We start from the raw sequence: 11,265 nt of genomic DNA, 5'->3' as shown, positions 1-11,265 counted from the left end.
CCGTGCCGCATCAGCAACTCGAACTGGGCAACGGTCTCAGGGTACTCGTCGCTGGGCCAGTCGGAATGCGGTTCGATCCGCTCGCCGAGTCGCGGGTAGGCTTCGAGTGCGGCGCGCAGAAGGTCGGGATCGCCCAACTGGATGAATCGCCGTAGGTGTTCCGTGTCTTCGAGAATCGTCGTGTCGTGTCGGACGCGCTCTCGTAGGTTCTCAGCGGTCAGGGCGAAATGCGGCGTGACCGCCCCGTACGCCCGCAGGAGGTCCTGCATGGAACCGCATGCCTCCGGGTGCTTGTGGGCAACGATGGTCAGGCAGGTCCCGGAGGAGTCGGCGCCGGCGTTCGGGTCCGCGCCGGCTGCCAGGAGCGCCTTGGCAGTTTCGAGGTCGTTGTTCGCGCTCGCCTCAAAGAGGGCTCTGCCTTGCGGCGCGAGGTCTTCGGGTTGGTTCGGATCCGCCCCGCTGGCGAGAAGGAGCCGGACGATTTCCGTGTGTCCGAGACTGGCAGCGAACCTCAGCGGGCTTTGGCGGCTGCTGTCGAGCCGGTTAGCGGCTTTCGGGTCGTCGTTCAAGATGCGTCCCACGGCGTCGAGGTCGCCGAGGTAGCACGCCGCTGTGAGCGTGTATTTGGCGCCCAGGTCGATCAGAGCTCGGACGATTTCGTCTGCTGGCGTGCGATTGTGCCGGCGGAACCAGTAATCGCCGCTCATCGCGGACAGGAGAGGGGTCCGCCCGTCGGCGCGTCGACCGTCGATATCGGCATCGTGCGCGAGAAACGCCCGTACAAGATGAGACTGCCGCGTGAGCGCCGCCCAGTGGATGCCCGTATTCCCGAACGCGTCCGACGCTGTCCAGAGCTCGGGACGGGCTGCCAGCGCGTTGTCGAAGCGGGCCATGTCGCCGTCGCGAATCGGCTGGGCGACGAGGGCGTCGAAGTCGGAGTGGTACGCGTACCGCTCCCGGAGCGTCTCGACGAGGACGGCGTGCACGTCATCGAATCCGCGAATCTGCGCCGCCGCGAGCAGCTTGTCCCACGCGTAGTACATGAACCGCGACCTGCCCGGTTCCGACCCGTGCTCCAACAGGAAGCGTGTCATCGCTGCGTTTCCGGTCCAGACCGCCATGTGGACGGGATAGGAATACCAGTACTCGGTGTGAACCAGATTGGCGTCCGAGTCGAGCAGTTGTCGGGCGGCGTCCAGGTCGTTGTGCGCTGCCGCCTCGAACAGCCGCCAGCCAGCGTTCCCGTCAACGGCGATGACGTCTTCGATGTACGGGCTGCGGCGCATGGCGTCGGGCTGCGTCAGAGCCTCGATGCACGCTGAGAACTGTCGGGTCAGATCGCTGCCGAAGTGATTGGGCATGAGGGACCTCCCTATTCCCTGGACCCGCGTTGACGTCGCCTGCCTCATCAGAGCAACGGACTCCTGCCAGGATCGGTTTCCCAGGCGGTACCACGTTCGCCGTGCCAGGCGTTGCACCATGCCGCCTGGTTCCTGCGTGGGTCGGAAGGGCGCACGCGTCAAGCGGATAGACGCACTCGCAGGGCTGTTTCATGAACGGACCGCCTGATCCCGAATCGGGTCAACCCAACGGGTCATTCCCGCGAGCCCCGCCTTCGCGGGAGCGACGGAGCGGAAACGGTGGCTCCATGGACGGCTGGTGTCCCGTCGGAGCAGCGGGCGTTCGTCTGGACCCCGCCGTGCGGGAACCGAGTGGCTTCATGAAACAGCCCTGCGCACTCGCCGCTTCAACGTGCGTGTCAACGGGGATCGTGGAGGCGCGTTCGTTTTTGCGGAGCCCTGCGACGCGTGGTAGACTGCGCGGGTGAACCCCGGTTGCCGCCGCCCTTGAGTCGCGATCTCAGGAGACGAAGCCGCGTGAACGACGACCGACCCGCCACGGATGCCGATGCCCTCGATATCCGGTACTTCGATGAGACTCGGCTTCGCCTCCTCAAGGAGCTCCGCAAGATCATCGTGGGTCAGCAGGAGGTACTGGACGACCTCCTGATCGCCCTCGTGTCGCGCGGGCACTGCCTGCTCGTCGGCGTTCCGGGTCTCGCCAAGACGCTCGTGATCGGCACGCTGGCGCGCGCGCTGGACCTCGACTTCAACCGCGTCCAGTTCACGCCGGACCTCATGCCGACCGACATCATCGGAACCGACATCATCCAGGAAGACCCGACGACTGGGAAAAGGGCGTTCCAGTTCCTGCGGGGTCCCATCTTCGCCAACGTCGTCCTCGCCGACGAGATCAATCGCACGCCGCCCAAGACGCAAGCCGCGCTGCTTCAGGCGATGCAGGAGTACCGCGTCTCGACCGGCGGAACGACCTACGAACTCCCTCTGCCGTTCTTCGTGCTGGCGACGCAGAACCCCATTGAGCAGGAGGGCACCTATCCGCTGCCCGAAGCCCAGCTCGACCGGTTCATGTTCAGCCTCTACATGGAGTACCCGTCGGTGGACGAGGAGAAGGAGATCGTCCTGACGACGACATCGGCTCTCGATCCGCAGATCGAGAGCGTCGTCAGCCGAGAGGACGTGGCTCGACTCCAAGAGCTCGTGCGGCGTGTCCCGATCGCGGATTACGTCGTCGAATACGCCGTCAACCTGGCGTCGCGTTCGCGCCCGGCGAACGAACAGGCGCCCGATTTCGTGAAACGATGGGTTGCGTGGGGAGCCGGTCCGCGAGCGTCGCAGTACCTGGTGCTCGGCGCGAAGGCGCGAGCCATCCTGCACGGCAGGGCGCACGCGACGCCGGAGGACATCCAGGCGATTGCCACGCGCGTGCTCCGCCATCGCATCCTCGTCAACTTCAGCGCCGAAGCCGACGGCATCAGCAGCCTCGACGTCGTGCACCGTCTGATCGAAGCCGTGGACGTCCCATTCCGCGAGCGCCGACGCCAAACCTGATTCCGATAACCAACAGCGGTTCAAGGCATCTCCATGGCGCGATCCGGCACGGGGTCCAACGCCCGACAGCGTCTGGGCGAGATCCGCAACATCCGCGATATCCCCCAAGCGATCCGCGGCGGATCGGTGGCGCCGGTCTACCTTGCGTTCGGCTCCGAGCAATACCTGCTGGAAGAGCTCACTGACGCCATCGTGGCGGCGCTGTCGCCCGACGCGGCGGCGCGGTCGATGAATGTCGACATGCTGGACGGAACCGTGACGACGGTCGAGGAGCTGACGTCGATCGCAGAGACGTTCCCGATGGCGGGGAACCGTCGCGTCGTCGTGGTGCATGATCCGGCGTTCCTCAGCGGCGCGGCGATTCCCACGCCGGTCGAAGCCCTGCAACAGGCATCCGACGCGCACGATTCGGGCAACGACTCGCGGGCGCTTGGGCTGCTGTTCGTTGCGCTCGGACTGGAACCGGTTCCCTTGGACTCGTCAGAGGCGCAGCTCCAGATGGCGGCTCTCCGGGCAGACGTTCTGACTCAGGCTCCCGCCTTGGCAGCGTTCCTGGATGGCGCTGCAGGGACCTTCGGGGAGATGCCTCTGCCGGACTCGACGGACGCCGTCTCCAGTGCGTCGCGGTTCTCGGAATGGCTGTCGGAAGGTCCTCCGCCGACCTGCACGGTCGTCCTGATGGTTCGCGGAAGCGTCGACGGGCGGTCGCCGCTGGTGCGGGAGATCGCTCGGGTCGGCGTCGTGGCGGATGTGGACTCGTTGCTTTCCGGTAGTGGCGGCGCGGCTTCCCGCGACACGGTCGCGCGGTTCATCGGGAAGCGGCTCAACGACGCGGATCGGCGGATCGCGTCGGATGCGTTGGCGGCGTTCCGGTCGCGGACAAACGATGATCTGGGTCGGATCGTGGACGAGCTGGAGAAGCTCGTCGCCTACGTGGGCGATGCCGAGGAGATCACGCTCTCCGATGTCACAGCTGCCGTGTCGGACGGGACTTCCAGTTCGGTGTTCGACCTGACGGATGCGCTGGGCGCACGCGACCTCGCCAAGGCGCTCATGTGCCTTGACGACGTGCTCAAGCAGGGGGAACCCCCCCTTCGCGTCCACGCGATGCTCGTGCGGCAGGTGCGGATGATGCTTCAGGCGCGTCTGCTGTGCGAAAGCGGGCGCGTCCTCGACGTCGCGCCGGAGATGAGCTATGGTGCGTTCAGTTCGGGCGTCCACGGGAAGTGGGATGCGGAGACGGTTCGCAGCCTACCGTCGGGCGCTCAGACGAACCTGCTGAAACAGAAGCCCTATGCGGCGTATCTGGCGTTCCGGCAGTCGGCGAAGTTCACGACGGCGGAGTTGCTGGTTGCCTACGAGCGGCTGATCGAAGCCGACGAGGAGATGAAGTCGTCAGGCGGGTTCGGCGACCTGAGCCTATCTCGCACCATCGAACGGATCATTCGTCCGACCGGCTCTGCCGGGTGACGGCGAAGGCGCAGGAAGATGCACATGTTTGCTGGCTTGGCGTTGTTGCTGTTTGGTGGGTTGGCGATTGCCGGTGGCATCACGCTCGCCATCGTTTGGATGGGTATCTCGTACTCATCTCGGAAGAGCGGACTGATTCGCGGCGCGACGGAACGCGAGCTGCAGAAGGTGATGCGAGAGCTTTCCGAGATGCGCGCCGACATCAAGGCGATCCGGGAGACGCAGGCGGACCTGACGCTCATGCTCGAAGATCTACCACGTGCGGCGATCGGCGCACGGGGTCGCCAGGAAGAGGCGCACTGATATGGTGCCGATTGCCGTGGGTCCTGACGTGATCGTACCGGTGACAGCGATCATCGCCATCAGCGCGTTGATGGCTCTGAAGATCGTGGCAGGTGCCCTGACACGGTTCCGCCGGTCGGTTCCGAAAGGGCTCGAAGAACAACTCGCCTCGTTGCGCCGCGAGATCGCCGAGATGCGCGGTCAGGTCGAAGCGCTTCGGGAAGCGCACGCCGATTTGACGCTGACGATCGACCAGGTGCAGCCGGTGCCCCGCCGTGCCGCTCTGACCGACGACCGGTCGGAATGCCCCTAATCCAAGCGCTCGGCGGGTTCATTCCAGATCAGTCCGGATCAGTGCAGGGGAACCAGTGGTCTGTTACTCGATAACTGTGGGATACAGCGTCTTGAGTTTCGAGCGCGCGTCCTGTGTGCGGAAGCAGTTCGTAGAGAGCGGACGGCTTGTGTGTGTTCAGATTGTCCATGACGACGCGTATGACCGCGGCGTCCGGAAAGAAGTCGTCCACCAGGCGCTGCACGCATCGCGCGAAATCCTGCTTGGTGCGGCGTTCGGTCGCCTCGACGTACCGCCAGCCCGCGAAAGGCTCCACATACATGAAGAGGTTGCACACACCCCTACGGCTGTATTCGTAGTACTCCCATTCCGGTTGTCCCGGTTTGGGCGGAAGCGGCTCTCTGAGGTCTTCCAACAACTGATACGGGCGCTCATCGAAGCACACGCGCGGACGCTTCGGGTCATCCGGCTCTTCATACAGGTCCAGGATCTCCTCCATCCGGCACACAAACTCCGCCGCTCCTACGATACGCCCGTGAGGCGGAACACGTAGGCGTGCTGCGAGGGCAACTCGTGAGGCATGAGGATGGGAAGCTCGATCCGCATCGCCCCGTCGGCGGACTTCCAGGACAGGTTCCCTTCGCGGCCGAGGAGCGTCACCGTCGTTGACGCCGTCGGCTTGGGCGCGGTCAGAGCGAGCTCGCGTCCTGGCAAGCCCAGAGCGATGGCGTAGACGGCTCCGTCGCGCGTTGTGTAGTAGACGCCCTCCTCGCCTGTCTGCCGCCAGGACCGCGACCCGTAGATCGCCCCGCCGTTGACGTCGAGCCATCTGCCGAGCTCCAGCAGGCGTTCCTGCATGATGACCGGGATGCGCCCATCCGCCGTGGGGCCGACGTTCAGGAGCAGGTTCCCGCCCTTGGCGACCAGCTCGACGAGCATGTGGACGAGCTGCTTCCCAGTCAGGTAGTCCTCGACATCCTCGTTGCGGTTGTAGCCGAACGATCTCCCGATTCCCCGGTTTTCCTCCCACTTCTTGCCCTCGGCGAGCGACTTCCCTCCGCCGACGTGTCCGTACTCCGTCGTGAAGTAGTCGCCGTGAGAGCTGCGGCACTCGCTGCCCCAGCGGTCGTTGGCGACGATCTCGTCGCGGCAGGGGGATTCGTTGTAGAGCCAGGCGAGGAACTCGCGGCTACGCCAGGAGTCGGCGGGGTGTTCCCACTCGCAGTCGGAGAAGAGGATCGCCGGTTCGTAGCGTTCGATGACCTGCTTCAACTGCGGGAGCATGTGGCGGTCGACGTAGCGGGCGAGGTTCGTGCGGTAGTCGGGGTGATGCCACTCGTAGAGGGAGTAGTAGAACCCCATCTTGAGCCCGGCGGCTCGACCGGCTTCGGTGAGGTCGCTCAGCAGGTCGCGGTGGGGCCCGACATCGACGCTGTTCCAGTTCCAGCTATGGGGGCTTTGCCAGAGGCAGAATCCGTCGTGGTGCTTGGAGGTGAGAGCGACGTAGCGGGCTCCGGCTCGCTTGAAGAGGTTCGCCCACTTCTCCGGCTCGAAGAGCTCGGCGCGGAAGCCGGAGACGAAGTCCTGGTAGCGGAACCCTTCGCCGTAGGTCTTGGCGTGGAACTTCCAGGTCTCGCCATCGCGGTTCGCCATGGCGTTCCAGTACCACTCGGCGTACTGCCCCTTGGGTCCCCACGCCGGAACGGAGTAGAGCCCCCAATGGATGAAGATGCCGAACTTGGCGTCGTCGAACCACGCCGGGCACGGGCGGCTGTCGAGGGATTCCCAGGTCGGTGCGTAGGTCATGGGCGGTTCTCCTCACGGGTGCGGTCGAGCGTGTCCAGAATCAGCTTCGCGATGGCAACTTCATTCCGTCGCTTCCGCGGGAATGACGGAACGCATCGCACGGCAGTCCTGGACGATCTCAGTGTCAAAAGGACGTCGAGATGCCGATCTGCGCGGTCGTCTTCTTGATGGGCTCGAACCCTTCGCCGTCCGCGCGTTCGCGGAACCGATACTCGCGCGTCAGGACGAGCTGCATGGGACCCTGGATGTTGTAGGCGATCTCGACGACGAACAGCGACTTCTCGTCGAGGTCCACCAAGTCCTCGAAGAAGGACTGCTCCTCGTTCTTGGAGTCGACGCCGCCGATCCCGCGCTTGGTGTAGAACGCGCGGACGTCGACCGGTTCCAGCAACGTCGTCTCGACGAACCGGGCGGAGAGACGCGGGTCGCCGTCGGGACCGTCGCCGTTGTAGTCCTCGAAGATCGCTCCGACGAACGCCTTCTCCTGGTAGGACATCGTCGCGCTGCCGTAGTAGCCGTTGGTCGCCGTCCGCGTCGGGTCGAACCAGATCCCGTGATCCGGCGTGCGGGCGAGGTACTCGTAGTCATACCCGAAGAGCGTCGGGACGAACCCCGCCTGCATCGTCCGGTATTCGAGCTTGGCGCGCAGCGAGGCGACGTCGAGCCCGATGCCGACGGCGTCGCCCATCTTCGCTTCGGTCGTCAGCTCGCCAGCGTCCGAGATCGACGGAAGGCTCGTCGCGGCGACCTCGTTGTAGAGCTCCAAGAGCATCGACTCGGAGCGCACGAGCGGGAAGGCGGCGTCTCCGGCATAGGCGATCAGCGGGTCTTCGTCGGTGATTCCCGCCGACTTGGCTCCGTCGGCGTCGGGCACCGGGTTGATATCGACGAGGGCGGTCGCACCGAGGGTGAGGCGGTTCAGAAGGCTCTCGGTGCCGGCGAGGGGGCGGATGAACGCCCTGCCTCCGAAGAGCTCCGGCTTGTCGAAGTTGTTGAGCATCGTCTCAGCGCCCCACGAGCCCCGGTCGAGGTTGAGCCGGGCTCCGCGCCGGTCGAAGTTCGAGTAGCCCTCCATCAGCATGCCGTGACCGACGCGGACGTCAAAAAGCTCGCCATAGCGGGCGTAGAAGGGCGCGCGCGGCGTCGCCCACTCGACGTAGCGGATCGCCCGCAGGTAGGAGCTGAGGGAGTCCCATTCCTCGCCGTCTTCGGTGAGGAGCTTCGTCTTGGTGTCGGCGTCGGGATCGTCGCCCGACGGTTGCCCGACGAGCAGAACCGCCTTCATGCCGATCCCCACGCGTCCGAATCGGAAGTCGGGGCGGAGATCAACGCGCCAGTAGGGGTCGCCGTCGATGACCGTGACGCCGGTGAACGCGTTGAGACTGCTCGATGTCGCTGCGGGGAGCGTCGGCGCGAGGGCGCTTGTGTCGCCCTGCGCGCGAGCGCTGCGGGCTCCACCGGTGAGGACGAGGACGGACAGGGCGAGCGATACGAAGGTCGCGCGGATCGGGCGCATGGAGCGTCTCCTAGCTGACCGCAAGGTAGAGGGCGAGACGGGCGAAGGAGTCATCGGCGGACCCCTCGGAACAGGGCGACCGCAATGACGGCAAAAACGACGTTGGCGATCCACGGCGCGAGCGAGGCGGGAATACGCCCGTTCTCGCCCATCGCCTCGAACATGGCGATCGCCATGCCCCAGTAGAGGAAGCTGATGAGCATGGTCGCCGGGAAGCCGATGGCGACGGCGAACCGACCGAACTGCATCGAGAGCGGCAGGCTCAGCATGACTCCCACGAGCAGAGCGAAGGAATAGGCGATGTTGTGATGCATCCGCACGACCTCGGCGCGGGTCGGCAAGCCGGCGCGGGTCTTGAAGGCGATGACCCGCCGGAGCTCGTTGAAGTCCATCGCGGAAGGGTCGTTGGCGGTGGCGACAAGGATTTGAGGGTCGGCGGTCAGGGCGCGGTCGCGTTGAGTGTATCGCTCGAAGGCGGTTCCCGCGTCGCGGTAGTCGCGCCGCCATCCGTGGCTCAGATGCCACTGGCCCGGTTCCCAGGTGGCGAAGGAGGCGTAGGTTTCGGCGACGAGCTCGCGGTCTTGGAAGTCGTAGAACGTCAGATGGTAGGCGCGCTGATCGGGCACGTCGAGGGACTGGATGTACGCCAGGCTGTCGCTGCTGTCGACGAAGATGATCTCGCGGTCGGCGGCGTAGGTGGTCGTCGGGTCGAGCTCCTGAACGCGCTGGATGGAGGGTGCGACGATCCGGTCGGTGAACAGCAGCGAGACGAGGCAGCAGAGGAACGCGAACCCGAGGATCGGCAGCGCGAGTCGGTAGAGATCGACGCCGGCGGACTTGAGGGCGACGATCTCACGGGAGCGTGTGAGACTCCCCACCGTGAAGAACGCCGCGAGGATGCCCGACGCCGGGATGACTTCGAGGATGCGTTCCGGCGCGCGGTAAAGGAACAAGCGGAGCCCTTCGGCGAGGCTCTGCGAGTCGGAGAAGATGGTGCCCAGTTCCCGGTCGCCGAAGCGCACGAGCAGAATGAGCGCGACTTGTAGCACAAACGACAGGACGAACAGCCCGGCGAACTTTCGCAAGACGTACCGTGCCCGAATCGGCATGGGCATCCAGAGGACGAAGCAGGTCAGGAGCGCCGACGGCAGAGCGACGTACAGCAGGACGTTGCGCGTCATCGTCGGAGCGTCCAGAGACCGGCGGCGACGCCGATGACGAGGATGGGGACGTTGGGAAGCCATGCCCCGACGACCGGATGGATCATCGCCCGCTCTCCCAGCGTTTCGCCGACGCGCAGGAGCGTATAGTAGACGATGATGAGCGGCAAGCCGATCGCCATCCCCATCATGAACCCGCTGCGGCGTGTGACGATGCCCAGCGGGACGCTCGCGAGAGCGAAGGCGATGCAGGCGAAGGGGATCGAGTACTTCTTGTGAAGCTCCATGCTGGCGCGTCCCAGCGATAGGCGGACGCTGCGGGCGGATGCGTCCGGCGCGCTCGCCAGCTCGGCGCGCAGGTCGCGAATCTCCTGGCGGAGGGTCCCGCTATCCATCGTGCGGTAGATCTTGTAGGTTCCGCCGGATCGGGCGAACTGGTCGCCGATGTTTAGGGTCATCTCCTGGGTGGGGAACCGGATGGCGAGAACATCCTCGTCGCGTTCTCCGGGCTCGTAGGAGACGCCGTCGTAGAGCGTGAGAACCGAGTTGCCGTTCATGAGGCTCAGGGACGCCTCGCGGGCGGTGGTGAGTCGGGGTCGTCCGTCGCGGTATCCCTCCCAGATGCGGATGTTGCGGAGCCGCTTCGTCTTGGGCTCCATCCGCTCGAAGTACCAGAGGCGTTCGTCGCCCTCCATGCTGCGCATGACAACGCCCTCTTCGAGGACGAGGGCGGGGCTCTTCCGGCTCAGCTCCAGGTAGAGGTCGATGTAGTGGCGGTTCCCCCAGGGCAGGCCGCCGTCCATCATCCAGTAGTCCGTCGCCGCGAAGACGCATCCGACGACCGCGACGGGCAGCAGCAACCGGTGGATGCCCATGCCGCTGGCGCGCATCGCCGTGATCTCGCCTGTGAACGCGAACTGCCCCAGCACCATGAGCATGCCCGCGAGAACCGCCATCGGGATCGTCAGCGCCAGAACGGACGGCAGGGCGTAGACGAGCAGCTCGGCGAGGTACCACAGACTGATGTCCTTGCTGACGAACCGCTTGGTCAGCAGGAAGATCTGGCGGAGGATCAGGATCGAGCTCGTCGCGACCAACGCCAGGAGGAAGAAGAGGAGGAACTCGCGCAGGACGTACCGAGTGATGACTCTCAACGGCGCTGGCTCGACTTTCGATTCGCGTGGGCAGCCGCATGCGACGCGGATGGCGCTGGAATCATGGTAGACGAACGCCCTTGGATCGGCAACCAGCGGCATCGCGCGATGCCTGTAAGGACGCTCGGCGGCGTGGTCCGTCGTGCATTCGTCGTTTTCGCGCCGAAGTCGGAGTGTTTGACAGGGCCCGCTCTCGACATCGAGGACAAGGTGCGTCGCCTCTAATGTCAACGGCAAGCGAGCCGCCGAAGACAATGGGAAGGCGGGCATCGACAAATGGGCGGTTCCGACCAGCAGGGCCGTTTCACGAATGTATGAGTCCTCTGAGTTGCCATGCTTGCTGGGGTTTGGCTGCGAATCGTCGAGTCGCTCGGGCGACGTTGTCGACTCCGTTGCGGCGCAGGAATCCCAGCAGGCAGGCTCTTACTGTCGCCACGACGCAGGGCGTAGCTCCCAACGGACTTGGGATCGATCCTCGTCATAGGTGACGTCTCGGACTCGATGGTTGCGGTTCTCGATGTGCCAGTGCTGTCGGCGGAGGCGAAACAGCGCTTCGGGAGAACCGGTCGTCGCATCCAGGCTCGTCAGACCTACCTCTACCTGCCGACGCGTCTGACCATGGCGCGTGGTTTCCCGCTGGAGGTAGTAGGCTTGCGTGGCATTGTGCCAGTCG

At 65.2% G+C, this 11,265-nt stretch carries 10 protein-coding genes; 4 read left to right on the top strand and 6 right to left on the bottom strand.

The features are described 5' to 3' along the window. On the bottom strand, positions 1-1,481 hold a 1,481-nt coding region (locus FJZ36_15560; GenBank protein ID MBM3216317.1), incomplete at its 3' end, for a hypothetical protein. A 396-nt stretch (positions 1,482-1,877) separates the two neighbouring features. On the opposite strand from FJZ36_15560, the gene FJZ36_15555 reads away from it, so the two are divergent. The 4 genes from FJZ36_15555 to FJZ36_15540 are packed head-to-tail and all read left to right on the top strand — an operon-like array spanning position 1,878 to position 4,977. After that, positions 1,878-2,912, top strand: coding sequence for a MoxR family ATPase (locus FJZ36_15555; protein MBM3216316.1), 1,035 nt, complete (start codon positions 1,878-1,880; stop codon positions 2,910-2,912). Positions 2,913-2,945: 33 nt separating this feature from the next. Beyond that, positions 2,946-4,382 (top strand): DNA polymerase III subunit delta, encoded by a 1,437-nt coding sequence (gene holA, locus FJZ36_15550; protein ID MBM3216315.1) that lies wholly within the window; start codon positions 2,946-2,948, stop codon positions 4,380-4,382. An 18-nt stretch (positions 4,383-4,400) separates the two neighbouring features. Next, positions 4,401-4,685 (top strand): hypothetical protein, encoded by a 285-nt coding sequence (locus FJZ36_15545; GenBank protein ID MBM3216314.1) that lies wholly within the window; start codon positions 4,401-4,403, stop codon positions 4,683-4,685. Position 4,686: 1 nt separating this feature from the next. Then, the gene (locus FJZ36_15540) at positions 4,687-4,977 is read left to right on the top strand and encodes a hypothetical protein (GenBank protein MBM3216313.1); all 291 of its coding nucleotides are present in this window, start codon (positions 4,687-4,689) and stop codon (positions 4,975-4,977) included. A gap of 28 nt (positions 4,978-5,005) precedes the next feature. On the opposite strand, the gene FJZ36_15535 is transcribed toward FJZ36_15540, so the two are convergent. From FJZ36_15535 to FJZ36_15515, 5 genes are all read right to left on the bottom strand, one after another. Beyond that, positions 5,006-5,455: a hypothetical protein gene (locus FJZ36_15535; GenBank protein MBM3216312.1), complete on the bottom strand. Its 450-nt coding sequence runs from the start codon at positions 5,453-5,455 to the stop codon at positions 5,006-5,008. 23 nt (positions 5,456-5,478) lie between these two features. Continuing rightward, on the bottom strand, positions 5,479-6,762 hold the full coding sequence (locus FJZ36_15530; GenBank protein MBM3216311.1) for an alpha-L-fucosidase: 1,284 nt from the start codon (positions 6,760-6,762) through the stop codon (positions 5,479-5,481). A 124-nt stretch (positions 6,763-6,886) separates the two neighbouring features. Further along, positions 6,887-8,278 carry a hypothetical protein gene (locus tag FJZ36_15525; GenBank protein MBM3216310.1) on the bottom strand — a complete coding sequence of 464 codons (1,392 nt, stop codon included), beginning with the start codon at positions 8,276-8,278 and terminating at the stop codon, positions 6,887-6,889. Between the two features lie 50 nt (positions 8,279-8,328). After that, positions 8,329-9,522, bottom strand: a complete 1,194-nt coding sequence (locus FJZ36_15520; GenBank protein ID MBM3216309.1) for a YjgP/YjgQ family permease — start codon at positions 9,520-9,522, stop codon at positions 8,329-8,331. Then, the gene (locus tag FJZ36_15515) at positions 9,456-10,862 is read right to left on the bottom strand and encodes a YjgP/YjgQ family permease (GenBank protein ID MBM3216308.1); all 1,407 of its coding nucleotides are present in this window, start codon (positions 10,860-10,862) and stop codon (positions 9,456-9,458) included. The genes FJZ36_15520 and FJZ36_15515 overlap by 67 nt, the downstream gene beginning before the upstream one ends. Positions 10,863-11,265: the final 403 nt, after the last annotated feature.

Source organism: Candidatus Poribacteria bacterium (assembly GCA_016866785.1).
Lineage (GTDB): Bacteria > Poribacteria > WGA-4E.
The sequence above is the reverse complement of the archived record's forward strand: the minus strand, read 5'-3'. Positions and strand labels throughout refer to the sequence as shown.

Bases quoted from the DNA above. Each gene is read 5' to 3' on its own strand.
- holA (MBM3216315.1), top strand. From the start codon at position 2,946: ATGGCGCGATCCGGCACGGGGTCCAACGCCCGACAGCGTCTGGGCGAG.
- FJZ36_15545 (MBM3216314.1), top strand. From the start codon at position 4,401: ATGCACATGTTTGCTGGCTTGGCGTTGTTGCTGTTTGGTGGGTTGGCG.
- FJZ36_15540 (MBM3216313.1), top strand. From the start codon at position 4,687: ATGGTGCCGATTGCCGTGGGTCCTGACGTGATCGTACCGGTGACAGCG.
- FJZ36_15535 (MBM3216312.1), bottom strand. From the start codon at position 5,455: ATGGAGGAGATCCTGGACCTGTATGAAGAGCCGGATGACCCGAAGCGT.
- FJZ36_15530 (MBM3216311.1), bottom strand. From the start codon at position 6,762: ATGACCTACGCACCGACCTGGGAATCCCTCGACAGCCGCCCGTGCCCG.
- FJZ36_15525 (MBM3216310.1), bottom strand. From the start codon at position 8,278: ATGCGCCCGATCCGCGCGACCTTCGTATCGCTCGCCCTGTCCGTCCTC.
- FJZ36_15520 (MBM3216309.1), bottom strand. From the start codon at position 9,522: ATGGCTTCCCAACGTCCCCATCCTCGTCATCGGCGTCGCCGCCGGTCT.
- FJZ36_15515 (MBM3216308.1), bottom strand. From the start codon at position 10,862: ATGCCCGCCTTCCCATTGTCTTCGGCGGCTCGCTTGCCGTTGACATTA.